The sequence below is a fragment of the Achromobacter dolens genome, assembly GCF_902859745.1.
GTDB lineage: Bacteria > Pseudomonadota > Gammaproteobacteria > Burkholderiales > Burkholderiaceae_B > Achromobacter > Achromobacter dolens.
The window spans coordinates 51565-75111 of the sequence record NZ_CADIJW010000014.1 but is presented as its reverse complement, the minus strand read 5'-3'; the positions used below and the strand labels follow the sequence as shown (position 1 = coordinate 75111).

The following is a 23547-nucleotide window of genomic DNA, read 5'->3' as shown; positions in this document are numbered from 1 at the left end:
CCTCGCGGAGCCGTCCTTGTCAGCCACGGGCGGAAAAGATCCGCCGTCGCATTACTTCTTGCCGTACACCGGCAGGCGCGAGGTCAGTTCGTTGACCTTGGCGCGCACGGCGGCGATGTTGGCCTCGTCGCGCGGGTTGTCCAGCACGTCGGCGATCAGGTTGGCGGTCAGCTCGGCCTCGGCTTCGGTGAAGCCGCGGGTCGTCATGGCCGGGGTGCCCAGGCGGATGCCGCTGGTCACGAAGGGCTTTTCCGGATCATTCGGGATGGCATTCTTGTTGACCGTGATGTGGGCCTGGCCCAGCACCGCTTCGGCTTCCTTGCCCGTGATGCCCTTGGAGCGCAGGTCCACCAGCATGACGTGGCTTTCGGTGCGGCCCGAAACGATGCGCAGGCCGCGCTTGACCAGCGTGTCGGCCAGCACCTTGGCGTTCTTGACCACTTGCTGCGCGTAGGTCTTGAATTCGGGTTCCAGCGCTTCCTTGAAGGCCACGGCCTTGCCGGCGATGACGTGCATCAGCGGACCGCCCTGGATGCCGGGGAAGATGGCCGAATTGACGGCCTTTTCGAACTCGGCCTTCATCATGATGACGCCGCCGCGCGGGCCGCGCAGCGACTTGTGCGTGGTCGAGGTGACGAAGTCGGCGTGCGGCACCGGGTTGGGGTAGGCGCCACCGGCCACCAGGCCGGCGTAGTGGGCGATGTCGACCATGAACAGCGCGCCGTTGTCGTGGGCGATGCGGGCCATGCGCTCGAAGTCGATGTGCAGGGCGTAGGCCGAGGCGCCGGCGACGATCAGCTTGGGCTTGTGTTCCTTGGCCAGCTGCTCGACCTGGGCGTAGTTCAGGACCTCGTTTTCATCCAGGCCGTACGAGATGAAGTTGTACAGCTTGCCCGAGGCGTTGACCGAGGCGCCGTGCGTCAGGTGGCCGCCTTCGGCCAGGCTCATGCCCAGCACCGTGTCGCCCGGCTTCAGGACGGCCATATACACGCCCTGGTTGGCCTGCGAACCCGAGTTGGGCTGCACGTTGGCGGCTTCGGCGCCGAAGATCTGCTTCAGGCGGTCGATGGCCAGTTGCTCGACCACGTCGACGTATTCGCAACCGCCGTAGTAGCGCTTGCCCGGGTAGCCTTCGGCGTACTTGTTCGTGAGCTGCGTGCCCTGGGCTTCCATGACGGCCGGGCTGGCGTAGTTCTCCGAAGCGATCAGCTCGATGTGCTGTTCCTGGCGAACGTCTTCCTTCTGGATGGCGGCCCAGACATCCGGGTCAGCCTTGGAGAGGGTGAGGTTGCGGTCAAACATGACGGGGGGTTCCTGAGGCGGTAAGAGAGGAGGAAACTGCGCCCGGGTGGGTAAACCCGGATAATGACGGATAGTTTACCGCGTCGCGCCGCTTCCCCTGTCGCCAAAATGCCCCGAATGGCGGCAAAATTCCCGCCAAGGGCGCGAAATTTCCGGCATTCCTCCTCGGCTGGAAAACGCACTCAACCCGACTTGAGAAACTTTCATGCAAACCCAGACTTTGGTCGCGTACACCCTGGTCGCCGCCGTCAGCGTCGTCACCCCCGGCCCCGCCAGCATCCTGGCCATGCGCAATGGCGCCGCCGGCGGCCTGCGCGCGGTGCTGCCCTCGTCGCTGGGCAATGTCACCGGCCTGTTCCTGCTCTCCGCCGCCGCCATGCTGGGCCTGGGCGTGGTGCTGCAATCGTCCGCCCTGCTGTTCGCCGCGCTCAAGATCGCCGGCGCCGCCTACCTGATCTACCTGGGCCTGCGCCATCTGCTGGGCCGCAGCAGCGTGGCCGCGCCGCCGCCCGACAGCGCCGGCCGCCCGCCGCGCGGCGCGCTGGCGCTGTACCTCGAAGCGACTTTCGTCGCCGGCCTGAATCCCAAGCCCATCCTGTTCTTCACGGCGCTGTTCCCGCAGTTCCTGAACGCGGCCGAACCGCTGCTGCCGCAGTTCTTCATCCTGACCGGCATCTTCATGGGCCTGTCGCTGCCCTCGCTGCTGGCCTACGGCCTGCTGGCGCGCCGCGCCCGCCGCCTGTTCCAGCAGCCGCGCGCGGTGCGCTGGATCAACCGAGCCGTGGGTTCGGTGTTCGTCGCCTTCGGCGTGGCATTGTTGCGCCTGAAACGCGCCGGAGTCTGAGGGCGCGGCGCATCCGACGGACATCTCGGAAATAAAAAAGGGCCGCATTGATGCGGCCCTTTTTGCTGATCGCGGCAATCAGGACGCCGAGGTCGCCCCGATCTGCTTGGGCGCCAGCTTCGGGTTGAGCGTATAGGTGCCCGTCAGTGACGCCTGCGCCAGCACGTGCTTCTGGATGGCGCGCAGCGCGTCCTCGCCGGTGAACGCACCCTGCAGGTTCAGCGTGTGGACGTCCAGCGCGTACAGCGTGAACACGTAACGGTGCACCAGCGCGTCGTTCCAGGGCGGGCACGGGCCGTCATAGCCGAAATAGTCGCCGCTCATGTCGTGGTCGTTGGCGAACCAGGACGAGTAAGAGTTGATGCCCTGGCGGGCATCCAGCGGCGCCAGCGGGCCGCCCTTGCCGCGCGGCGTGATGCCGCTGGAAAAGGCGCCTTCGTCGATTTCGCGCATGTCGGCCGCCAGGTCGACCAGCACCCAGTGGAAGAAATCCACGCGCGGCAGGTCGGCGGGGACTTCGCGTCCCTCCTGGTTGACGTCGTCGGGCTTGGAGGGAACGTCCGGATCGTGGCAGATCAAGGCGAACGACTGCGTACCCGCCGGGACGTCGTCCCAGGAAAACTGCGGGTTGTAGTTGTCAGCCAGCGCGACGTGCGATTGCGCATCGATCTTGCCGAAGGCGTAGCGCTCCGGAATCGACTCGTGATCGGAAAAAGACAAACTCGAAAGTTTCATGTCGTGCTCCTTGAAGTGCTGCGAAGGCATCCCAGCCTTGAACGTCCCTCCAGCGTATCAAAATCTTCGCGATTATGGGTTCAACTTAACACGCGCGAACTTGCGCTTGCCCACCTGGACGACGTAAGTCCCCGCAGGCAGTTGCAACGATTTGTCTTCGACCCGGTCGCCATTGACGCGCACCCCGCCCTGCTCGACGTTACGCTGGGCTTCGGAACCCGATGCCACCAGCCCCGCCTCGCGCAGCAGCTTGAGGATGCCGACCGGCGCGCCGCCGATGCTGACTTCGGGCATGTCTTCCGGAATCGCGCCGTCGCGGAAACGCGCCTCGAACGCGGCCAGCGCGTCGTCGGCCGCCTTGGCCGAGTGGAAACGGGCGATGATTTCCTGGGCCAGCATGACTTTGGCGTCGCGCGGATTGCGGCCGCCGTCGATCTCCTGGCGCAGCGCGGCGATGTCTTCCAGCGAGCGGAACGACAGCAACTCGAAGTAACGCCACATCAGCGTGTCGGAAATCGACATCAGCTTGCCGAACATCGAATCGGGCGACTCCGAAATGCCGATGTAGTTGCCCTTGGACTTGGACATCTTCTCGACGCCGTCGGTGCCGACCAGCAGCGGCATCGTCAGGATGCACTGCGGCTCCTGTCCATACTCCTTCTGCAGTTCGCGGCCGACCAGCAGGTTGAACTTCTGATCGGTGCCCCCCAGCTCCAGATCGGACTTCAGCGCCACCGAGTCGTACCCCTGCATCAGCGGGTACAGGAATTCATGCACCGAGATCGGGATGCCGCCCTTGAAGCGCTTGGTGAAATCCTCGCGTTCCATCATGCGCGCCACGGTATAGCGCGACGCCAACTGGATCATGCCGCGCGCGCCCAGCGGGTCGCACCACTCGGAGTTGTAACGGATCTCGGTGCGGGCCGGATCCAGCACCAGGCTGGCCTGCGCATAGTAGGTCTTGGCGTTGGCCTCGATCTGCTCGCGCGTCAGCGGCGGGCGGGTGCTGTTGCGGCCGCTGGGGTCGCCGATGGTCGAAGTGAAGTCGCCGATCAGGAAGATGACCTCGTGGCCCAGGTCCTGCAACTGGCGCATCTTGTTGAGCACTACGGTGTGCCCCAGATGGATGTCCGGCGCGGTCGGGTCCAGCCCCAGCTTGATCCGCAGCGGCACGCCGGTGGCGCGGCTGCGGGCCAGCTTGCGGGCGAATTCGGACTCGACCAGCAGCTCATCGCATCCACGCTTGGCAATACGCAGATCGGCTTCGACTTCGGGGGTGATGGGGGCTTCTGAAGGTGACATTTTTAGGGGGGCCGCGACGGCTTCAGCCGATAAAAAGGTGTAAAAAGTGACGAAAACTATCGAAAATTCTAGCCGAATCAGCTAGGATACCGCCCTAATCATACGCAACTGTCATATATACGCAGTTGCGCGTCCGGTTACCACCCGTTGTTCACAAGATGCGCCCCGCGCCAGCCCTTGCCCCGGAAAACGTGGCGCGCGGGGGCCGTTCGTGTCACGCACCCTGCGAGCTCATGCCACCTGAGAGGGTATCTTCACGATGAATCGTGGCCTCCACGACCTGGCGAGTAGCATCAAGCGCAAAGTTGCTGCCGTGTTTGCGCCCGTCGAACCCAAGCCCCATCGCTCGGGCCTTTTCCGCCGCACTCTCCTCGTCACCGCCATGGGTCTGTTTGCCGGCGCCGCCGCCTTGGGCATGGTGCAGCAACCCGACCGCAGCGAAATCCCCCCCACCCGCGTCATCCAGAGCATCCTGCCGCTGACCACCGACCAGGTCGAAGTCAGCACGCCCAGCGCCGCGCCCTACATCAGCGAAACCCGCATCCGCGCGGGCGACACGCTGGCCGCCGTGCTGCAGCGCCTGGAACTGGATTCCCCGGACCTGCAGACCTTCCTCACCCACGACGCCAGCGCGCGCAGCATCTACAAGCTGTACCCGGGCCGTTCGGTGCAGGCCGCGACCGACGCGGAAGGCAACCTGATCTGGCTGCGCTACATCCACACCCCCGGCAACGAAGCGGACGGCCAGGTCGTCACCCGCATGCTGCACGTGGCGCGCACCGACAACGGCTACAAGGCCGAGGAAATCACCGAGAGCACCGATCGCCAGACCCGCGTCGCCGTGGGCACGATCCGCTCCTCGCTGTTCGGCGCCACCGATGCCGCCGGCATCCCCGATTCGGTCACCATGCAGATGGCCGACATCCTCAGCGCCAAGATCGACTTCCTGCGCGACCTGCGCCAGGGCGACCAGTTCCGCGTGGTCTACGAAGTGCGCTCGCACGACGGCCGCTACGCCGGCGCCGGCCGCGTGCTGGCCCTGGAGTTCATCAACGGCGGCAAGACCTACTCCGCCGTCTGGTTCAGCGCCGACAACAACAAGACCGGCTCGTACTACGACTTCGACGGCACCAGCCTGCGCGGCGCCTTCCTGCGCACCGCCCTGAAGTTCAGCCGCATCAGCTCGACGTTCGGCATGCGCATGCATCCGATCCACAAGACCTGGACCGGCCACAAGGGCGTGGACTACGCCGCGCCCTCGGGCACGCCGATCCACTCCACGGCCGACGGCACGGTGGAGTTCTCGGGCTGGCAGAACGGCTACGGCAACGTGGTCATCATCAAGCACCATGGCAAGTACTCGACGCTGTACGCGCACCAGAGCCGCATCGCCGAAGGCATCACCAAGGGCACCAAGATCTCGCAGGGCCAACTGATCGGCTACGTCGGCGCCACCGGCTGGGCCACCGGTCCGCACCTGCACTACGAGTTCCGCGTCGACAACCAGCCGATCGACCCGTTGTCGGTCGACCTGCCCGTCGCCCGCGCCCTGGAGCCCGCCGAGATCCGCGCCTTCAACCAGGCCGTGGCGCCTTACAAGCAGCAGATCCAACTGCTCACCGAATTCCAGCAGACCCTGCCCGACGCGCTGACCAACGTCGCCAGCCGCTGAGGCGGACCTGCATGACGCACCCGCAAGGCGGCCCGCGCATCTCGATGCCGGGCCGCTTTTTTTTTCCAGGCAGCCCCAACATGACCGTACCCCCGCACTTCATCGGCCTGATGTCCGGCACCAGCGTGGACGGCGTCGACGGCGTCCTGGCGCGCCTGCGCGACGGCCAGCCACCGCAGGTGCTGGCCAGCGCGAGCCTGCCGATGCCGGCGGCGCTGCGCACCGAATTCCTGGCGTTGAACCAGGCCGGCGACGACGAGCTGGCCCGCGCCGCGCTCGCCGCCAACGAACTGGCGCGCCTGTATGCGCAGGTAAGCGTGAACCTGCTGGCCACCGCCGGCCTGCGGGCCCAGGACATCGCCGCCATCGGCGCCCATGGCCAGACGGTGCGTCACCGCCCCGACAGCGGCTATACCGTGCAGTTGAACGCGCCCGCCCTGCTGGCGGAGCTGACCGGCATCGACGTGGTGGCCGACTTCCGCAGCCGCGACGTGGCCGCTGGCGGCCAGGGCGCGCCGCTGGTGCCGCCCTTTCACGCGGCCGTGTTCGGCGCGCCGCAAGGCCGCGCGGTGCTCAACCTGGGCGGCATCGCCAACGTCACGCTGCTGGCGCCCGGCCAGGCGCCGCGCGGCTTCGACACCGGCCCGGCCAACGTGTTCCTGGACGGCTGGTGCCAGCGGCACCTGGGCCGGCCCTACGATGCCGACGGCCGCTGGGCCGCCAGCGGGCAGGTGCTGGCGCCGCTGCTGGAACAACTGATCGCGAGCGAACCCTGGTTCGCGCTGCCACCGCCCAAATCGACCGGCCGCGACCTCTTCAACATGCGCTGGCTGGACGATCGGCTGGCGGCCTATGACGGTCCCAAGCCGGCGCCGCAGGATGTGCAGGCGACATTGCAGCGTCTCACGGCGCGCACCGTCGCCAACGCCATCGACGCCGCCGGCGCGGACGTGCGCGAACTCTATGTATGCGGCGGCGGCGCCTGCAACCCGGGGCTGATGCGCGAATTGGCGTACTGCCTGCAGCGCCCGGTGCATGCCACCGACGCGCTGGGTGTCCCGGCGCAGCAGGTCGAGGCGCTGGCCTTCGCCTGGCTGGCGCAGGCCTTCCTGGCGCGCCAGCCGGCCGGTCTGCCCAGTGTCACCGGCGCCCGCGGCCCGCGTATCCTGGGCGCGCTATATCCCGCCTGACACGCGGCCCGCGCCCAGCAAAAAGCCCTTCGGAAAACCGAAGGGCTTTTTTTGTCGGCCGGACGCCCGGTTCGCGCCGTCATCCCGGCGCGAAGACGCGAGGCTTACACCGAGAACGACGAACCGCAGCCGCAGGTCGTGCTGGCGTTGGGATTGCGGATGACGAACTGGGCGCCTTCCAGGTCTTCCTTGTAGTCGATCTCGGCGCCGACCAGGTACTGGAAGCTCATGGGGTCGACCAACAGTTGCACGCCGGCCTTGTCGAGCACGGTGTCGTCTTCGTTGACGACTTCATCGAAGGTGAAACCGTACTGGAAACCCGAACAGCCGCCGCCCTGCACGAACACGCGCAGCTTCAGTTCGGGGTTGCCTTCCTCGGCCAGCAGGTCCTTGACCTTGGCGGCCGCCGAGTCGGTGAACACCAGGGGAGCAGGCGGGGCGGCCTGCAGGTCGACGGTTTCGGTCACTGCATTCATGATTCACTCCTGGCCGCTGGGGCCGTATTCCGATGAGCGGCTGCGCCGCTCGCATGTAGTCACTATAGCGCAGGCGCCGCCGGACTCAAAGTTCGAGCTTGACGCTGCGGGAGGCACGGACCACATCGCCCTCCAGGATGCTGATGGTGACGCTTTCGGGGACAAATCCCTCGGGCACGGCAAGGACGCCCTGGCTGCGCTGGTACTGGTCGAACTGCAACGCCAGCGACGCCGCCGTGGTGGTTTCGCCGCTGACCGGCACCGGGCCGCTCTCGGCCTTGACCTGCATCGGCGCCAGATCGACGGTGACGATTTCGCCCTTGAGCGTGCCGGTGGCCTGGAACCGCAGCGTACCGGTGAACTGGGCGCCGCCGTTGCGGCCGCTGCGCATCAGCAGCACCTTGTAGCGCAGGCCGCCGCCTTCGCGGTCGATCTGGGCGCCACGGATATCCACGGTGCCCTCCGGACCCGGCGGCAGCAGTTGCTCATAGAACGCCAGTTGGTCGCGCACCCGGCCGACCTCGGCCTGGGCCGCGTGCAACTGCGTCTCCAGCTCCTGGCGCGCCGAGCGCTCGATCACCAGTTCGCCATCCGCGGTATCGAGCTGGCCGCGGAGGTAGCGCAACTGCACCGACTGCTGGCGCATGGCTTCGTCGCGCGTCTCGACCTGGGCGGCGCTGAGCACCACAGCATCCACCGGCTGATAGACGCCGCGCGCGTAGTAATAGCCCGCCGCCCCGCCCGCCACGACACCGGCCAGCACGCCGGCAGCCAGCCGTAGGCCGAGGCGGGGGATTCGAGGCGTGTCGCGGGAGTCGTTGGACATGGAAAGCGGGCCGGCGGACTTGCCGCCGGCCCGGCGGCGCATCAGGGCAGGATCGCGACCTGGTCCAGACCGACGGTCTCGGGCAAGCCGAACATCAGGTTCATGTTCTGCACGGCCTGGCCGGCCGCGCCCTTCACCAGGTTGTCCTGCACCACCATGATGATGAGCAGGTCGCCGCCACCCGGACGCGACAGCGCGATGCGCAGGTTGTTGGAAGCGCGCACCGAGCGCGTCTCGGGCAGGCTGCCGGCCGGCATGACGTCGACGAACGGCTCGTCGGCGTAGCGCTGCTCGAACAGGGCCTGGAAGTCCGTGTCGCGCGCCTCGGGCTTGATGCGGGCGTAGATGGTCGAGTACATGCCACGGATCATCGGCACCAGGTGCGGCACGAAGGTCAGGCCGACCTTGCCGCCGGCGATCTTCTCGAGCTGGGCGACGATTTCGGGATGGTGGCGGTGGCCGGCCACGCCGTAGGCCTTGAAGTTGTCGGATGCCTCGGAGAACAGCGAGCCGACTTCGGCCTTGCGGCCGGCGCCGGACACACCCGACTTGCAGTCGGCGATCAGGGTCTGCGCATCGACCAGTTGCTTGCCGCCTTCGAGCAGCGGCGCCAGGCCCAGCAGCACGGTGGTCGGGTAGCAACCCGGGTTGCCGATGACGCGCGCCTTGGAGATGGCTTCGCGGTTGAGCTCGACCAGACCGTACTGGGATTCAGCCAGGATGTCCGGGCAGGTATGGGGAATCTTGTACCAGCGTTCGAAGGTGGGCACGTCCTGCAGGCGGAAGTCGGCGGCCAGGTCGATGACCTTGGTGCCGGCGGCGATCAGTTCCTGGGCCTGGGCCATGGCCACGCCGTGGGGCGTGGCGAAGAACACCACGTCGCAGTCGGTCAGCGTGGCCTTTTCCGGCGCGGAGAAGGCGATCTGCACGCGGCCGCGCAGGTTCGGGTACATGTCGGCCACCGGCAGCCCGTCTTCCTTGCGGGACGTGATGGCGGTCAATTCCACATGGGGATGCTGCGACAGCAAGCGCAGCAGTTCGACGCCGGTGTAACCGGTGCCGCCGACGATACCAACCTTGATACGGGAGTTCGATGCTTGGGCCATGATGTGTGCTCTTCGTAGAACGAGGCTCGATTGTATCGCTCGGACAACCGGCCTTGCCGCCACGCCGGAAACCGCGCGGCGACCGATGTCCGACCGGACGAAGCCCGCGGAGTTCCGCGGGCCTGGGCGGGGCCTGGGCCCCGGGATGTAAAAAAAAGCCCGCACGAGGCGGGCTTTCTTCGCAGCGATTAACGCTTGCTGAACTGCTTGCGACGGCGCGCCTTGCGGAAGCCGACCTTCTTGCGTTCGACTTCGCGGGCATCGCGGGTCACGAAACCAGCTTGCGACAGCGCGGGCTTCAGGGTCGCGTCGTAGTCGATCAGGGCACGCGTGATGCCGTGACGGACTGCGCCGGCCTGGCCGGTTTCACCGCCGCCGTGCACGTTGACCTTGATGTCGAACGATTCCAGGTGGCCGGTCAGTTCCAGCGGCTGGCGCACGACCATGCGGCCGGTTTCACGGGCGAAGAACTCGTCGACGGGCTTGCCGTTGACGACGATCTTGCCGGTGCCCTTCTTGATGAAAACGCGAGCCACCGAAGTTTTGCGACGGCCGGTTCCGTAGTTCCAGTTACCGATCATGGCGTTTCCTTAGATATCCAGCGTCTTGGGCTGCTGGGCGGTGTGCGGGTGCTCGGCACCGGCATAGACCTTCAGCTTCTTGATCATGGCGTAGCCCAGAGGACCCTTGGGCAGCATGCCCTTGACGGCCTTCTGAATGGCGCGACCGGGAAAACGCTCTTGCATCTTCTCGAAGTTCGTTTCGCGGATACCGCCCGGGTACGTGGTGTGGCGGAAGTACTTCTTGTCCTTCGCCTTGGTACCGGTAACGACGATATCGGAAGCGTTGATGATGACGATGTAATCGCCGGTATCAACGTGCGGCGTGAATTCAGGTTTGTGCTTGCCACGCAGACGACGTGCGACTTCGCTGGCCACACGACCGAGGACTTTGCCCTTGGCGTCGATCACAAACCAGTCACGTTGGACTTCATGCGGCTTGGCCACAAAGGTCTTCATGATGGTTCCTAGATATGAAAAATGGTCTCTGACTGGACGATCCAGCCAGGCTTTTTCCCTCAACTAGACAATGGAGCCGGCATCTTTCCAGCGACTGGGTTTCAGTGCCAGATTTCAGCCGATCGGGTTTTAGCCCATCGGGTTTTAGCCCATCCGTGTCCCTATCGACGTCCCGCCTAAGCGTTATTACCCGCCCGTGCAATGGTCAAAATGAGGGAAAGCCTGAAATTCTACCACGGATGCTCAAAAAATGGGCAGCCATGGCCGGATCCAGGCGAATGAACAACCGTTCCCGGGGGAACGACTGTCGCATTTTTAAAAGGGACGCAATTGCGCGCTGCCAGTGACCCTGCCCGCGCGCTCCTGCTCCCGTCCGCGCCGCGCGGATCAGGCGCCCAGGTAGGCTTCCAGCACCCGCGGATGGCCGAGCAGGCCGCGGCCGGTGCCCGACAGCGCCATGGCGCCGTTCTCCAGCACATAGCCGTGCTGGGCGATCTTGAGCGCCTGGCGCACGTTCTGCTCGACCAGGAACAGGGTCAGGCCGTCGGCGTTGATGGCCCGCAGCGAGCGGAAGATTTCCTGCACCACGATCGGCGCCAGGCCCATCGACGGCTCGTCCAGCAGCAGCAAGCGCGGCTTGGCCATCAGGGCGCGGCCGATCGCCAGCATCTGCTGTTCGCCGCCGGAGAGGTTGCCGGCGATGCCGGTGATTCGCTCTTTCAGGCGCGGGAACAGGTTGAAGACGTATTCCAGGTCCGAGTCGATGTTCTTCAGGCCGCGGCGGTAGGCGCCCAGCTCGAGGTTCTCCAGCACGGTCATGGTGGTGAGGATGGCCCGGCCTTCCGGCACCTGGACGATGCCGCGCGCCACCAGTTGGTGCGGCGCCAGGTTGGTGACGTCCTCGCCTTCGAACAGGATCTTGCCGCGCGCCTTGGGCAGCAGGCCCGACAGCGCCAGCAGCGTGGTCGACTTGCCGGCGCCGTTGGCGCCGACCAGGGCGGTGATTTCCTTGGCTTCCAGGTCCAGGTCGATGCCGCGGACGGCTTCGATGTGGCCGTAGTTGACCTCGAGTCCGCGGACTTCCAGCATTGCGCTGCTCATTGTGCGGCCTCCGCGTTGTCGGTATCGTCGTCGTCCTCGCGGCCCAGGTAGGCCTCGATGACCTGCTCGTTGTTGCGGATCTCTTCAGGCCCGCCGCAAGCGATGATCTTGCCGAAGTTCAGCACCGCGATGCGTTCGCACAGCCCCATCACGAAGCGCATGTCGTGCTCGATCATGAGGATGGTGTAGCCGCGGTCGCGGATCGCCAGGATCTCGCGCATCAGCTCGGCGCGCTCGCCGGTGTTCATGCCAGCGACCGGCTCGTCCAGCAGCAGCAGCTTGGGCTCAGTGGCCAGCGCGCGCGCCAGCTCCAGGCGGCGCTGCTCGCCGTACGACAGGTTGTCGGCCAGGTCGTTGGCCTTGTGATCCAGGCGCATCCACGTCAGCAGCTCGTGGGCGCGCTCGCGGGCGCGCTTTTCATGCTCGCGGTAGCCCGGCAGGCCCAGCAAGAGACTGGGAAAGCCGTAGTTCATGTGGCGGTAGGCGCCCACCACCACGTTTTCCAGCAGCGTCATCTCCTTGAAGAGACGGATGTTCTGGAAGGTGCGGGCGATGCCCATGCGGGTGATGGCATGCGGCTTGCGACGCAGCAGGCTCTCGCCATTGAAGGCGATGCCGCCGCCGCTGGGCGGCAGCAGCCCGGTGATCAGGTTGAACACCGTGGTCTTGCCGGCGCCGTTGGGTCCGATCAGGCCGAAGATCGCGCCTTCGGGCACCGACAGGCTGACGTCATGCAGCACGTGCAGGCCGCCGAAGCTCTTGGAAACGGAGGTCAGCTCAAGCATGGCGCTTGCCTCCTTGACGCATCCAGCGCTTGAAGCGCGCCGGATCCCAGATGCCTTGCGGCAGGAACAGCACAATCACCACCAGGATCACTCCGTTGATGACCAGGCGGAAATCCGCGAAGCCGCGCAGCAACTCCGGCAGCACGGTGATGATGAAGCTGCCCAGCACGGGGCCGGCCAGGCCGCCGATACCGCCCAGGATGGCCATCGTCAGGATTTCCACGCCACGGTCGAAGCCGTATTCGTTGGGGCCGATGAAGAAGGTCAGGTGCGCATTGAGCGCGCCGGCCAGGCCGGCGATCATGGCGCCCGCCACGAAGGCCAGCATCTTGTTGGCGCGCACGTCGATGCCCATCAGGCCGGCCGCGGTCTCGTCGCCGCGGATGGCCTCGAAGGCGCGTCCGATCTTGGAGGCGCGCACTCGCCACAGCACGAACAGCACGATGACGACCGCCAGGATGACGTGCCACCACTGCGTCAGTTGCGGAATGCCGTTCAGGCCCAGCGCGCCGCCGGTGATCGACTCGGTGTTCAGCACCGTCACCCGCACCACTTCGCCAAAGCCCAGCGTGGCCATGGCGAGGTAGACCCCTGACAGCCGCAAGGTCGGCAAGCCGATCAACGCCGCCACCAGGGCCGGCGCCGCCATGCCGCCGGCCAGCGCGACCGGGAACGAGACGTCGTAGTTCATGGTGAGCAACGCCGCCGCGTAGGCGCCGATGCCCATGAAGGCCGCATTGGCCATGGCCAGCATGCCGCAGGCAAGCGTCAGCCAGATGGAGAGGGCCAGCAGGGCGTTGGTGCCGAGCGTCAGCACCAGGTTGCCATAGATGGCCCAGAAGTTTTCGAATCCGCTCATACTCAAGCCTTGCGTTGAACCACTTTGCCGAACAGACCTTGCGGGCGCACCAGCAGGATCAGGAACAGCAGGCCGAATGCCACCGCGTCGCGCATGGTGGAGCCGATGTAGGCCACCGACAGCACTTCCGCGAAGCCCAGGAACAGCCCGCCCAGCATGGCGCCACGAATGTCGCCCATGCCGCCCAGGATGATGACCGCGATGCCCTTGTGCAGCATCGGCTGGCCCATCAGCGGGAACAGCGCGTTCGAGTACAGGCCGATCAGCACGCCCGCGACACCGCCCAAAGCGGCGGCGGCGAACGAGGTGGTGATGAAGAGCTTTTCGACGTTGATGCCCAGCAGCCAGGCGGCCTTGGGCGATTCGGCAATGGCGCGCAGGGCGCGGCCGAACTGCGTGCGACGCATCACGAACATCAGCAGGGCCATCAGCGCGAACGACAGGAAGATGATGCCAAGTTCGATCACGGTCAGGTGCAGGCCGGCGATCTCGATGACTTCCTCGGGCACGGTGCCGTGCGGGAAGCGCAGGTTGCTGGCGCCGAAGATGCCTTGCGCGCCATTGTTCAGGATGATGCCCACGCCGATCGTGGCGATCATGGGGATCAGGTGGGGAGCATTACGCTTGCGCAGCGGCTTGAGCACCAGGTAGTCGATGATGACCCCGGTGAAGCCGGCGACGAAAAATGCCACCATCAGCGCCGCCCACAGGGGCAGGCCGAAATGCTGCACCACGGAGAGCGCCGCGTAGGCCCCCACCATGAAGACGGCGCCATGCGCGAGGTTGATCACCCCGAGCACGCCGAATACCAGCGTGAAGCCCAGCGCGAACAGTGCGTACACACAGCCCAGCGACAAGGCGTTAACGAATTGTTGTTCCAACATGATGGGACATATTCCAAATCAAAAAAGAGCCCCCACGCCGCGCCCCCCGCGTGGACTTGCCGCTCGCCAGGCTCGGCTTCGGGACCCGGGGCAGGCCTGTGTAAGGCCTTCCACGCCGCGCATTGCGTGGACCTGCCGCCCTGAGAGAGCCGTTCTATTCCTGGGGAGTCCTACGATAAAAAGCGCCTTGCGGACCGCGGCCAGCCGCGGTCCGCAAGGCGCATCCCCCCGCGCGGGGATGCGGATTGCTTACTTCTCGATGACGTACTTGCCGTCCTTGGTCACGCTGACGATCGGCGCCTGGTCGGCGTCGTAGCCGGCGGGCTTGCCGGCGCGGTCGGTGGCCTGGCGGAACTTGAAGGCGCCGGTGGCGCCGGTCCATTGCACCGAGGGCAGCGCGTCACGCAGGGCGGCGCGGTCCTTGGCCAGTTCGCCGGTGATCTTGGTGTTCTTCAGGGCCTGGGCGACGATGTACATGGCGTCGTACGACTGCGCGGCGAACTGGTCGGGCGCGCCGTTGAACTTGGCCTTGTAGGCGTCGATGAACTTGACGTTCTCGGGGGCCTTGTTCTCGATCGACCACGGGCTGCCGATCCACAGGTTGTTCGACGCGCCGCCGGGGGCCAGGTCGAAGATCTTGACCGAGTTCATGCCGTTGCCGCCGATGACGGGCACGTTGATGCCCAGTTGGCGGGCCTGCACCATGATCGGGGCGCCTTCGGCCAGCAGCGCCGACAGCACGATGGCGTCGGGGTTGGTGCCCTTGATCTTGGTCAGTTGGGCCTTGAAGTCGACGTCGCCCTTGGCGAACGTTTCGGTCGTGGTGACCGGGATCTTCTGGTCTTCCAGGGCCTTCTTGAAGTTGTCGTAGCCGCTCTTGGTGAAGACGTCGTCGTTGCCGTACAGCACGGCCACGTTCTTCAGGCCGGTCTTGGCCTTGACGGTGGAGATGGTGGCGGGCAGCACGTCGGCTTCGGTGACCGAGTTGCGGAACACGTAGTTGCCGATGGAAGTGATGCCGTCGGCGGTGTTGGAGGTGCCGAAGGCGACCGTCTTGGCGGCCTGGGCGATCGGGTCGGCGGCCTGGGCCGAGTTCGACAGCGTCGGGCCGAACACCATCAGGACGTTGTCCTTGAAGATCAGCTTCTTGAAGACGTTGATGGCTTCTTCTTTCTTGCCCTGCTCGTCCTCGACCACCAGCACGATCTTGTTGCCATTGATCCCGCCCGCGGCGTTGATCTCGTCGGCCGCGAGCTGGAAGCCGTTGCGGATCGACGCGCCGTACTGGGCGGCGCCGCCGGACAGGGCTTCAGCCACGCCCAGCTTGAGGTCGGCCGCATGGGCAGCCGGGACGATGCCGGCGGCGATCAGCGCGGCCAGCAGCTTCTTGGTCTTGGATTGCATGGTTGATACCACCTTAAAGTCTGTCTCGGAATGTTGGTTATCCAGGCCAGGATGTTCCCGCCGGATTGACGTCCAATGGCGCCTGAAGGCGTCACGTTTGCGCGTCAAGACCCGGGATATTACTCCTTTGTATCAGGCCGAAACTCGAATGCCGTTCAACAAAAGGCGTAAAACCGCCCATTTTTTTGTAAAAAACACGGGGTTATCAGCGAAAACCCCACCTCCTACCGAATGCCATTCGGCACACGGACCTGCCATCAACTGCGGGCCGACAGCGCCACGCCCAGGTATTGGTCGTAGGCGCCGCGGGTCAGACGGAACCAGGGCATCGCGCTATCGCGAAAACCCATGTAGTTGTCATGGATCGCCTTGAACTTCGGGTCTTTTTCGCTCAAGTCCTTGTAGACCTGCAGGGACGCCTCGAACGCGGCGTCCATGACCGAGCGCGGCAAGGCGCGCACCTGCGCGCCGGCCGCGACCAGTTGGGCCAGCGCGGCGGGATTGCGGGCGGCATAGGCCGCCGTGGTGCGCGCATGCGCGGCCAAGGCGGCGGCTTCGACCACCGCCTGGTAGTGCTTGGGCAGCTTGGCCCAGGCCTCTTCATTGATATAGAGAGACAACTGCTCGCTGGCGGCCCACCAACTGGGGCCGTAGTAGAACCTGGCAGCCTTGTTCAGGCCCAGCTTGCCATCGTCGTAGGCGCCGGCCCCGGCCACGGCGTCCGGTCCCGTCTTGGCGGCGGCCTCGGCTGGCTTGGCGCCATCGGCAGGCTTCGTCCCTTCGGCAGGCTTGGCACCTTCGGTGGGCTTGGCCCCTTCGGCGGGCTTGGCCTCCTCCGCAGGTTTGGCCCCCTCCGCGGGTTTGGCGGCTTCGGCGCCCTTCCCGTCGCCGGCCTGCGCGGCCGCTCCGGCCTGCTGCGGCACCACGCCCAGATGCGCCAGCACCTGCGCCGCCAGGCCATCGACGCGCATGGTCAGGTCTTTGAGGTCGGTGGCGCGCTTGATCTCGCGGTTGGACCACAGGCCCATCTGCGAACCGGTGTTGCCGAGGGGGAAGTTGAGGATCTTCTGCGGCTTGAACAGTTCGCGCGTCAGGCGCAAGCCGTCGCCTTCGAGCATCCAGGCATTCATCTGGCCCGCGTCGAGCCCGAATGGCACCGCCGAATCGAAGCAGAAGGCGGGGTTTTTGGCGAAATAGATGCCCGAAGAGACGTGAGCGCACTCGACCTTGGCGGCGCCGACCGCGTCCATCAGCTCCACTGCGGGCGCGATCTCGCCATCGGCCAGTTGCTTGATGCTGAACTTGCCGCCGGTGGCCTCGGAGACGAACTTGCGGAAAATCTCGCCGGCGCCGAAGCGCAGGTCCAGCGCGGCCGGGAAGCCCGACGCCAGGCGCCAACTGATCGAGGGGGAATCCTGCGCCAGGGCGGGAGCGCTGACCGCCGCCCCCGCCGCCACGGCGCCCAGGCCGGCCTGCTTCAAGAATGAACGTCGTTGCATCTCTTTGCTCCTCTACAGCGATACCAGTTTGAGCAATACCCGCCGGATATTACACGGTGCCATCGCCGCTGACGGCTAGAGGAATTCCCGAGCGGTCAAGGATTGCAAAGAGTGGCCCGGCCAGGCCCCGCACAGGCGGGCGCTGGCCGCGCTCGCACCCGGGATCAGGTGCCCGCGATCGCCATCTGCTCGATCAGGATCGAGCCGGTGGTCTTGGTGCCGCGCGAGATGGTGTCCGCGCCCACCGCGACGATCTGGCGGAACATGTCCGACAGGTTGCCGGCGATGGTGACTTCCTGCACCGCGTGCTGGATCTGGCCGTTCTCGACCCAATAGCCGAATGCGCCGCGCGAGTAGTCGCCGGTCACGTAGTTCACGCCCTGGCCGATCAGCTCGGTGACCAGGAAGCCCGTGCCCATCTTCTTGAGCATGGCTTCGAAGTCGTCGCCCCGGCGCGTCAGCGTGGAACTGAATACCAGGTTGTGCGAACCGCCCGCGTTGCCGGTGGTCTGCATGCCGAGCTTGCGCGCGGTGTAGGAGGACAGGAAGTAGCCTTCCAGCACGCCGGCCGACACCACGTTGCGCTTGCGGGTGCGCACGCCTTCGTCGTCAAACGGCGAGCTGCCCATGGCGCCGCGGATGTGCGGGTCTTCGGTCAGGTTGATGTGTTCCGGGAAGATCGGCTTGCCCAGGGCGTCGAGCAGGAAGCTGGCCTTGCGGTACAGCGCGCCGCCATTGGCGGCCTGTGTCAGGGCGCCGACCAGGCCGAGCGCCAGCGGCGCCTCGAACAGGACCGGGAACTTGCCGGTGCGGATGCGGCGCGCCGACAGGCGCGACAGCGTGCGCTCGGCGGCATAGCGGCCGACGGCCTCGGGCGTGGCCAGCTTGGCGGGGTCGCGCTCGGAGGTGTACCAGTAGTCGCGCTGCATGCCGTTGCCGCGCCCGGCGATGGGCGCCACCGACAGGCTGTGGCGCGAATACGGATAGCCGCCCAGGAAGCCACGGGTGTTGCCCATGACGAACTGGCCTTCGTAAGTGCCGACCGTGGCGCCGTCGGTATTGGTGATGCGGGCATCGACCTCGCGCGCGGCGCGCTCGGCGCGCAGGGCCAGTTCGGCGGCTTCCTCGGTGGAGACCGTCCAGGCGCGATGCAGGTCGAGGTCGGGGAATTCGGTGGCCAACTGGTCGGCGTCGGGCAGGCCGGCGGCCGGATCGGCGGCGGTGTGGCGGGCGATGTGCCAGGCGGCTTCGACCGTCTGGCGCAGCGCGGCTTCGGAAAAGTCGGAGGTCGAGGCGGAGCCGCGGCTCTGGCCGGCGTAGACCGTCAGGTCGAGCGAGCGGTCACGGGTCTGTTCGACGGTCTCGATGTCGTTCTTGCGCACCGACACCGACAGGCCCAGGCTTTCGGAGACTTCGGCCGCGGCATCCGAGGCGCCGATCTGTCGCGCGTAGGCCAGGGTTTGCTCGACGAGTTCGGAAAAACGCGCGTGATTGGCCGCCAGCGGCAAGGAGGAGGAGGAGGATTTGACCATTGCTGTCCAATTTGCAGAGACGGTTATCATAGCCAAGTCTGTCATTGCGCAGTTTTCCATGAATTCCCACATCGAAGAAGAATCCTCCGACGGCTACGACGAGAACGGCTACGATCGTCCCAGCAAGTCCCAGGTCAAGCGTGAAATGCACGCGCTGCTGGACCTGGGCAAGCAACTGATCGAACTGTCCCCCGAACGCCTCAAGCAGTTGCCCCTGGCCGAACGCCTCTACGAAGCGATCCGCGAGGCGCAGCGCACCACCAGCCGCGAAGGCCGGCGCCGCCAGACCCACTTCGTGGGCAAGCTGATGCGCGACGCCCCCGCCGACGAGATCCGCGCCCAGCTCGATGTCTGGGAAAACGGCTCGCGCGAGGAAACCGCGGCCATGCACCGCCTGGAAACCCTGCGCGACCGGCTGCTCGACGACGACGACGCCCTGACCAAGCTGCTGAACGACAATCCGCAGGCGGATGTGCAGCAGCTACGCGCGGTGATCCGCGCCGCCCGCAAGGAGAAGGCAGCCAACGCCGTGCTGCTGCAAGGCCAGGAGCCGCAGAAGAAGCACTATCGCGCCCTGTTCCAGGCCCTCAAGACCCTCACCCACTGATTGCGCCCGCCGTCCATGAACGCCCCCACCGACCTGCTCGATTGCATCGAGATCGAAACCGCCTCCAATCCCACGCACGCCGTGATCTGGCTGCACGGCCTGGGCGCCGACGGCAACGACTTCGCGCCCATCGTGCCGGAGCTGGACCTGCCGGTCGGCCTGGGCGTGCGCTTCGTCTTCCCCAATGCGCCGGTGCAGCGCGTCACCATCAACAACGGCATGGCGATGCGCTCCTGGTACGACATCCTGGTGATGGACCTGGTGCGGGTGGAAGACGCCAAGGGCATCCGCGCCTCGGAAGCCGCGATCCACAAGCTGATCGCGCGCGAGAACGCCCGCGGCATCCCGACCTCGAACATCGTGCTGGCGGGCTTCTCGCAGGGCTGCGCCATGACGCTGCACACGGGCCTGCGGCTGCAGGACAAGCTGGCCGGCATGATGGGCCTGTCGGGCTACCTGCCGCTGCTGGACAGCGCCGAGGCCGAGCGCGCCCCGGCCAACCAGCGCACCCCGATCTTCCTGGCCCACGGCTTGTATGACCCGGTGGTATCGCTGCCGCGCGCGGAGGCCTCGCGGGCCGAGCTGGAGCGCCTGGGCTACGACGTGCGCTGGCACACCTACCCCATGCCGCACTCGGTCTGCGCCGAGGAAGTGGCGGACATCTCGCGCTTTCTGAACCAGGTGCTGGTGTAACGCGGGCGGCGCGCGCCGCGCCGCCGCCTTCCCCCGGGGCCCGGATTCGCCGGGCCGTTCGCACGGGGATTCCCTGCTTTGTATACCAAGTGGTATTCCAGCCCTGAATTTTCCGGGGTGCGACTTCGCTCGTCCATAGAGAAAAACGCCAATACCAAAACCCTTGTCGCTCGCGATTGTTGAATATAGTATTCAATCCAAGCCGTATTGGCCCGATCGCAATCGCCTCGGGCTTCCCTGTTGTTGCAGTCGATCCATCCCATTGGCCGTGCCGCGCCGGGTTTCGGTGAGGCATATAGACGCAGGAGAAAGTCCCGTGAAGCCCTTGCCATTGCCTCGCCTGGCGGCGGCGGCGCTGCTTGCCGCCGTCCTCGCCCCTTTCGCCAGCCACGGCGAAGCCCTCAATCCCCCGGTAAAGGTACGCTACGAAGAGGTGGTCCGCTCCATCCTCTACGTGCCCAAGTACGTCGCCCTGTCGCAGGGCTATTTCAAGGACGCCGGGCTGGACGTGTCCATGAAGACCTCGCAGGGCACCGACAAGGGCATGACCGCCCTGCTCTCGGGCAGCGCCGACATCGTGCTGATCGGCCCCGAAGCCTCGATCTACGTGCAGAACAGCGAATCGCCGGTCAAGCCGAAGATCTTCGCCGGCCTGACCGCCACCGACGGCTTCTTCCTGCTGGCGCGCAAGCCGGTCGATAAATTCGACTGGAGCATGCTAAAGGGCAAGGAGGTGATCGGCTTCCGGCCCGGGTCGAACCCCATCGTGTTCCTGGAGACCGCGCTGCGCAAGCACGGCCTCGACCCGCAGAAAGACGTCAAGCTGCTCAACAACATCGGCATCCCGGCGCGCGCCGGCGCCTGGATGGCGGGCCAGGGCGAATACGGCATCTTCCTGGAGCCCGAGGCCGGCGAACTGGTGCGCAACGGCAAGGGCTACATCGTGGCCTCGGTCGGCCATGAGGTCGGCCAGGTGGACTACACGGTCTTCACCGCCACCGACAAGTACATCCGCGACAACCCCAAGGTGATACAGGCCTGGACCAACGTGGTGGCGCGCGCCGAGAAATACGTCAAGGACACGCCGGCGGCCACGCTGGCGCCGCAGATCATGACCTACTTCCCCGGCATGGACGCGGCCGCGGTGACCGACGCGATCGAGCGCTACAAGCAGTACCAGATCTGGAAGACCACGCCGCTGGTGACGGCCGAGGCCATGAGCCGGTTGCAGGACATGCTGATCGCCAGCGCGGTGATGAAGGAAGGCGCCCGCGTCAAATATGAAGACGTGGTGGTGGCGGACTTCGCCAGGAAGGTGCCGTGATGAGCGCCGTCGTCCACAACCTCAAGCCGGACCCGGCCACCGCCAAGATCGAACTGCGCGATGTCTGCCTGAGCTATTTCACGCCGGAGGGCGAGACCGAAGCGCTGTCGCAGGTGTCGTTCGCGCTGGCGCCGGGCGAATTCGTCAGCCTGATCGGCCAGAGCGGCTGTGGCAAGAGCACGCTGCTGTCGCTGATCGCCGGCCTGCACGCGCCGACCTCGGGCACCGTGATGATCGACGGCCAGGCGGTCACCGAACCCAATCCGCGCATCGGCTACATGCTGCAGCAGGACTACCTTTTCGAGTGGCGCACCATTCTCGACAACGTCATGCTGGGCGCCGAGATCCAGGGCCGGCGCGATGCGCGCAGCGAAGCCCGGGCCGTGCACCTGCTGGAAAAGTGCGGGCTGGGCGCGTTCCTGTCGCATACGCCGCGCCAGTTGTCGGGCGGCATGCGCCAGCGCGCGGCGCTGGCGCGCACGCTGGTGACCGAGCCCGACGTGATCCTGCTGGACGAACCGTTCTCGGCGCTCGATTCGCAGACCCGGCTGGCGATCTCCGACGAGGTCGTCGACATCCTGCGGCGCGAAGGCAAGACGGTGGTGCTGGTGACCCACGACATCGGCGAGGCCATCGCCATGACCGACCGCGTCATCGTGCTGTCGCGCCGGCCCGGACGGCTCAAGAGCCAGTACCGCATCCATTATGGCGACGGCGCGCGGCCGACGCCGTTCCAGGCCCGTTCCCGGCCGGAATTCAATGCCTACTTCAAGCAGCTCTGGGACGAGCTGGACGTCCATGTGGAGGGTTGAGCCGTGAACGCCCCGATCGCCAACACCGTGCCGCTGCGCGCCGTGCCCGCGCCCAGCCAGAAGTACCTGGACTACCTGCGGCGCGACCGCGCCCGCCGCCGCAACATCCGCATCGCCCAGGCGCTGCTGCTGGTGGTGTTCCTGTGCGCCTGGGAGATCCTGCCGCGCATGCACATCCTGAACCCGCTCCTGACCAGCTATCCGAGCGCGCTGTGGCCGACCTTCCTGGAGCTGTGGCGCCAGGGCAACCTGGCGCACCACATCGCCACCACGCTGTCGGCCACGCTGGTGGGCTTCACGCTCAGCATGGTGATCGGCATCATCGTGGCCGCCGCGCTGTGGTGGTCGGACTTCCTGTACAAGGTGCTCGATCCGTTCCTGGTGGTGGCCAACGCCATGCCCAAGATCGCCTTCGTGCCGATCTTCTACCTGTGGCTGGGGTCGGACTACGCGGTCTACGGCATGGCCGTGGCGATCGCGGTGTTCGTGACCATCATGGTGGTGTATGCGGGCTTTCGCGCCATCGACCTGAACAAGGTCAAGCTGGCCCGCACCTTCGGCGCCAGCCGCTGGCAGGTGCTGACCAAGGTGGTGCTGCCCGGCAGCGTGCCGACCCTGATCGCCGCGGTGAAGATGAACATCGGCCTGGCGCTGGTGGGCGTCATCGTGGGCGAATTCCAGTCGGCCGACTCGGGCCTGGGCTTTCTCATCATGAACGGCAGCCAGGTCTTCAAGCTGAACATCGTCATGACCGCCATCGCCATGCTGGCGCTGATCTCCAGCGTCATGTACCTGGTTGTGTACCGCATCGAAGCCGCCGTGGCGCGGCGCTACGGATAAGGAACCGCCATGCAGATTCCGCAATGGGTGCAGGACCGCGTCATCGCCCGCCAGGGCTGCCTGCATCCCTACGACAGCCTGCCCGGCGCCCGCACCGCGGTGGTGGTGATCGACATGCAGCAGTACTTCACGCTGCCCGGCTACCAGGGCGAATGCGCCGCGGCGCGCGACATCATCGCGCCGGTCAACCGCCTGTGCGACGCGGTGCGCGCGGCCGGCGGCACGGTGGTCTGGGTGCAGACCGCGTCCGACAACGCCGACGCCTTCTGGTCGCACCACCATGGCGTGATGCTGACGCCCGAGCGCAGCGCGCGGCGCCTGGAAACCCTGCGCCGCGATGCGCCGGGTTTCGCGCTGCATCCGGACCTGCGGCCGGCCGACAGCGACCTGCGCGTGACCAAGCGCTTCTACAGCGCCATGGCCACGGGCTCGTCGGAACTGGAGCCGCTGCTGCGCGGACGCGGCGTGGACACGCTGCTGATCGCCGGCACGGTCACCAACGTCTGTTGCGAATCGACGGCGCGCGACGCGATGATGCGCGACTTCCGCACCATCATGGTGGACGACGCGCTGGCCGCGGTGACGCCGGCCGAACACGAAAACGCCCTGCATGGCTGGCTGCTGTTCTTCGGCGACGTGCTGTCGGTGGATGAAGTGGCGACGAGGCTGCGGCCGGCGCAGGCCGCGCGCAAGACGGCCTGAAGCCGGCATGGCTGCGGCCGGGCGCGGGCACGC

At 66.2% G+C, this 23547-nt stretch carries 24 protein-coding genes; 9 read left to right on the top strand and 15 right to left on the bottom strand.

The features are described 5' to 3' along the window. Positions 1-51: 51 nt before the first annotated feature. The gene (gene glyA, locus HV783_RS13050) at positions 52-1302 is read right to left on the bottom strand and encodes a serine hydroxymethyltransferase (RefSeq protein WP_049071180.1); all 1251 of its coding nucleotides are present in this window, start codon (positions 1300-1302) and stop codon (positions 52-54) included. 205 nt (positions 1303-1507) lie between these two features. On the opposite strand from glyA, the gene HV783_RS13045 reads away from it, so the two are divergent. Continuing rightward, on the top strand, positions 1508-2146 hold the full coding sequence (locus HV783_RS13045) for a LysE family translocator (RefSeq protein ID WP_054432811.1): 639 nt from the start codon (positions 1508-1510) through the stop codon (positions 2144-2146). Positions 2147-2224: 78 nt separating this feature from the next. Here HV783_RS13045 and HV783_RS13040 read toward each other — a convergent pair whose 3' ends face one another. Together HV783_RS13040 and tyrS are read right to left on the bottom strand one after the other, a co-directional pair. Then, positions 2225-2881 (bottom strand): YbhB/YbcL family Raf kinase inhibitor-like protein, encoded by a 657-nt coding sequence (locus HV783_RS13040; protein WP_054416409.1) that lies wholly within the window; start codon positions 2879-2881, stop codon positions 2225-2227. 72 nt (positions 2882-2953) lie between these two features. After that, the gene (gene tyrS / locus HV783_RS13035) at positions 2954-4183 is read right to left on the bottom strand and encodes a tyrosine--tRNA ligase (RefSeq protein ID WP_049071178.1); all 1230 of its coding nucleotides are present in this window, start codon (positions 4181-4183) and stop codon (positions 2954-2956) included. Between the two features lie 259 nt (positions 4184-4442). On the opposite strand from tyrS, the gene HV783_RS13030 reads away from it, so the two are divergent. Then, entirely contained in the window at positions 4443-5855 is a 1413-nt protein-coding gene (locus tag HV783_RS13030; RefSeq protein WP_064526250.1) for a M23 family metallopeptidase, read from the top strand. Positions 5856-5935: 80 nt separating this feature from the next. Further along, on the top strand, positions 5936-7045 hold the full coding sequence (locus tag HV783_RS13025; RefSeq protein WP_144656967.1) for an anhydro-N-acetylmuramic acid kinase: 1110 nt from the start codon (positions 5936-5938) through the stop codon (positions 7043-7045). Between the two features lie 104 nt (positions 7046-7149). On the opposite strand, the gene erpA is transcribed toward HV783_RS13025, so the two are convergent. From erpA to pmbA, 12 genes are all read right to left on the bottom strand, one after another. After that, positions 7150-7521 carry an iron-sulfur cluster insertion protein ErpA gene (gene erpA, locus HV783_RS13020; protein ID WP_006388644.1) on the bottom strand — a complete coding sequence of 124 codons (372 nt, stop codon included), beginning with the start codon at positions 7519-7521 and terminating at the stop codon, positions 7150-7152. An 85-nt stretch (positions 7522-7606) separates the two neighbouring features. Further along, positions 7607-8347, bottom strand: a complete 741-nt coding sequence (locus HV783_RS13015) for a DUF6776 family protein (RefSeq protein WP_054503543.1) — start codon at positions 8345-8347, stop codon at positions 7607-7609. Between the two features lie 41 nt (positions 8348-8388). After that, a complete protein-coding gene (gene argC / locus HV783_RS13010; RefSeq protein ID WP_175189272.1) occupies positions 8389-9453 on the bottom strand; it encodes an N-acetyl-gamma-glutamyl-phosphate reductase in 1065 nt (354 codons plus the stop codon). Between the two features lie 188 nt (positions 9454-9641). Continuing rightward, entirely contained in the window at positions 9642-10034 is a 393-nt protein-coding gene (gene rpsI / locus HV783_RS13005; protein WP_006388641.1) for a 30S ribosomal protein S9, read from the bottom strand. A 9-nt stretch (positions 10035-10043) separates the two neighbouring features. Then, complete coding sequence (rplM, locus tag HV783_RS13000) at positions 10044-10472, bottom strand: 50S ribosomal protein L13 (protein ID WP_006217309.1); 429 nt, start codon at positions 10470-10472, stop codon at positions 10044-10046. Between the two features lie 387 nt (positions 10473-10859). Then, on the bottom strand, positions 10860-11573 hold the full coding sequence (locus HV783_RS12995) for an ABC transporter ATP-binding protein (protein WP_006388640.1): 714 nt from the start codon (positions 11571-11573) through the stop codon (positions 10860-10862). Continuing rightward, on the bottom strand, positions 11570-12358 hold the full coding sequence (locus tag HV783_RS12990; protein WP_049071173.1) for an ABC transporter ATP-binding protein: 789 nt from the start codon (positions 12356-12358) through the stop codon (positions 11570-11572). The genes HV783_RS12995 and HV783_RS12990 overlap by 4 nt, the downstream gene beginning before the upstream one ends. Beyond that, positions 12351-13217, bottom strand: coding sequence for a branched-chain amino acid ABC transporter permease (locus HV783_RS12985; protein WP_006388638.1), 867 nt, complete (start codon positions 13215-13217; stop codon positions 12351-12353). Before HV783_RS12985 ends, HV783_RS12990 begins: the two co-directional genes overlap by 8 nt. Before the next feature lie 2 nt (positions 13218-13219). After that, the gene (locus HV783_RS12980; RefSeq protein ID WP_006388637.1) at positions 13220-14101 is read right to left on the bottom strand and encodes a branched-chain amino acid ABC transporter permease; all 882 of its coding nucleotides are present in this window, start codon (positions 14099-14101) and stop codon (positions 13220-13222) included. Between the two features lie 249 nt (positions 14102-14350). Further along, entirely contained in the window at positions 14351-15505 is a 1155-nt protein-coding gene (locus tag HV783_RS12975; protein ID WP_049071171.1) for an ABC transporter substrate-binding protein, read from the bottom strand. Positions 15506-15762: 257 nt separating this feature from the next. Continuing rightward, positions 15763-17004 (bottom strand): twin-arginine translocation signal domain-containing protein, encoded by a 1242-nt coding sequence (locus tag HV783_RS12970; protein ID WP_175189271.1) that lies wholly within the window; start codon positions 17002-17004, stop codon positions 15763-15765. A 164-nt stretch (positions 17005-17168) separates the two neighbouring features. Continuing rightward, the gene (pmbA, locus tag HV783_RS12965) at positions 17169-18536 is read right to left on the bottom strand and encodes a metalloprotease PmbA (protein WP_054514721.1); all 1368 of its coding nucleotides are present in this window, start codon (positions 18534-18536) and stop codon (positions 17169-17171) included. A gap of 58 nt (positions 18537-18594) precedes the next feature. On the opposite strand from pmbA, the gene yjgA reads away from it, so the two are divergent. The 6 genes from yjgA to HV783_RS12935 all read left to right on the top strand — a co-directional run bounded on the left by yjgA (position 18595) and on the right by HV783_RS12935 (position 23514). Then, on the top strand, positions 18595-19143 hold the full coding sequence (gene yjgA / locus HV783_RS12960; RefSeq protein WP_020925259.1) for a ribosome biogenesis factor YjgA: 549 nt from the start codon (positions 18595-18597) through the stop codon (positions 19141-19143). Positions 19144-19158: 15 nt separating this feature from the next. Further along, positions 19159-19836: an alpha/beta hydrolase gene (locus tag HV783_RS12955; protein WP_175189270.1), complete on the top strand. Its 678-nt coding sequence runs from the start codon at positions 19159-19161 to the stop codon at positions 19834-19836. A gap of 316 nt (positions 19837-20152) precedes the next feature. After that, positions 20153-21160 carry an ABC transporter substrate-binding protein gene (locus HV783_RS12950; RefSeq protein ID WP_175189269.1) on the top strand — a complete coding sequence of 336 codons (1008 nt, stop codon included), beginning with the start codon at positions 20153-20155 and terminating at the stop codon, positions 21158-21160. After that, a complete protein-coding gene (locus tag HV783_RS12945) occupies positions 21160-21972 on the top strand; it encodes an ABC transporter ATP-binding protein (RefSeq protein ID WP_006388630.1) in 813 nt (270 codons plus the stop codon). The genes HV783_RS12950 and HV783_RS12945 overlap by 1 nt, the downstream gene beginning before the upstream one ends. Before the next feature lie 3 nt (positions 21973-21975). Continuing rightward, entirely contained in the window at positions 21976-22812 is an 837-nt protein-coding gene (locus tag HV783_RS12940) for an ABC transporter permease (protein ID WP_064526257.1), read from the top strand. Positions 22813-22821: 9 nt separating this feature from the next. Next, on the top strand, positions 22822-23514 hold the full coding sequence (locus HV783_RS12935; RefSeq protein WP_049071161.1) for a cysteine hydrolase family protein: 693 nt from the start codon (positions 22822-22824) through the stop codon (positions 23512-23514). Positions 23515-23547: the final 33 nt, after the last annotated feature.

Bases quoted from the DNA above. Each gene is read 5' to 3' on its own strand.
- HV783_RS13015 (WP_054503543.1), bottom strand. From the start codon at position 8,347: ATGTCCAACGACTCCCGCGACACGCCTCGAATCCCCCGCCTCGGCCTA.
- argC (WP_175189272.1), bottom strand. From the start codon at position 9,453: ATGGCCCAAGCATCGAACTCCCGTATCAAGGTTGGTATCGTCGGCGGC.
- HV783_RS12985 (WP_006388638.1), bottom strand. From the start codon at position 13,217: ATGAGCGGATTCGAAAACTTCTGGGCCATCTATGGCAACCTGGTGCTG.
- tyrS (WP_049071178.1), bottom strand. From the start codon at position 4,183: ATGTCACCTTCAGAAGCCCCCATCACCCCCGAAGTCGAAGCCGATCTG.
- HV783_RS12975 (WP_049071171.1), bottom strand. From the start codon at position 15,505: ATGCAATCCAAGACCAAGAAGCTGCTGGCCGCGCTGATCGCCGCCGGC.
- HV783_RS13040 (WP_054416409.1), bottom strand. From the start codon at position 2,881: ATGAAACTTTCGAGTTTGTCTTTTTCCGATCACGAGTCGATTCCGGAG.
- HV783_RS13045 (WP_054432811.1), top strand. From the start codon at position 1,508: ATGCAAACCCAGACTTTGGTCGCGTACACCCTGGTCGCCGCCGTCAGC.
- HV783_RS12995 (WP_006388640.1), bottom strand. From the start codon at position 11,573: ATGAGCAGCGCAATGCTGGAAGTCCGCGGACTCGAGGTCAACTACGGC.
- HV783_RS12935 (WP_049071161.1), top strand. From the start codon at position 22,822: ATGCAGATTCCGCAATGGGTGCAGGACCGCGTCATCGCCCGCCAGGGC.
- pmbA (WP_054514721.1), bottom strand. From the start codon at position 18,536: ATGGTCAAATCCTCCTCCTCCTCCTTGCCGCTGGCGGCCAATCACGCG.
- HV783_RS12945 (WP_006388630.1), top strand. From the start codon at position 21,160: ATGAGCGCCGTCGTCCACAACCTCAAGCCGGACCCGGCCACCGCCAAG.
- erpA (WP_006388644.1), bottom strand. From the start codon at position 7,521: ATGAATGCAGTGACCGAAACCGTCGACCTGCAGGCCGCCCCGCCTGCT.
- HV783_RS13030 (WP_064526250.1), top strand. From the start codon at position 4,443: ATGAATCGTGGCCTCCACGACCTGGCGAGTAGCATCAAGCGCAAAGTT.
- HV783_RS12970 (WP_175189271.1), bottom strand. From the start codon at position 17,004: ATGCAACGACGTTCATTCTTGAAGCAGGCCGGCCTGGGCGCCGTGGCG.
- HV783_RS12980 (WP_006388637.1), bottom strand. From the start codon at position 14,101: ATGTTGGAACAACAATTCGTTAACGCCTTGTCGCTGGGCTGTGTGTAC.
- HV783_RS13025 (WP_144656967.1), top strand. From the start codon at position 5,936: ATGACCGTACCCCCGCACTTCATCGGCCTGATGTCCGGCACCAGCGTG.
- rplM (WP_006217309.1), bottom strand. From the start codon at position 10,472: ATGAAGACCTTTGTGGCCAAGCCGCATGAAGTCCAACGTGACTGGTTT.
- glyA (WP_049071180.1), bottom strand. From the start codon at position 1,302: ATGTTTGACCGCAACCTCACCCTCTCCAAGGCTGACCCGGATGTCTGG.
- HV783_RS12990 (WP_049071173.1), bottom strand. From the start codon at position 12,358: ATGCTTGAGCTGACCTCCGTTTCCAAGAGCTTCGGCGGCCTGCACGTG.
- HV783_RS12955 (WP_175189270.1), top strand. From the start codon at position 19,159: ATGAACGCCCCCACCGACCTGCTCGATTGCATCGAGATCGAAACCGCC.
- rpsI (WP_006388641.1), bottom strand. From the start codon at position 10,034: ATGATCGGTAACTGGAACTACGGAACCGGCCGTCGCAAAACTTCGGTG.
- yjgA (WP_020925259.1), top strand. From the start codon at position 18,595: ATGAATTCCCACATCGAAGAAGAATCCTCCGACGGCTACGACGAGAAC.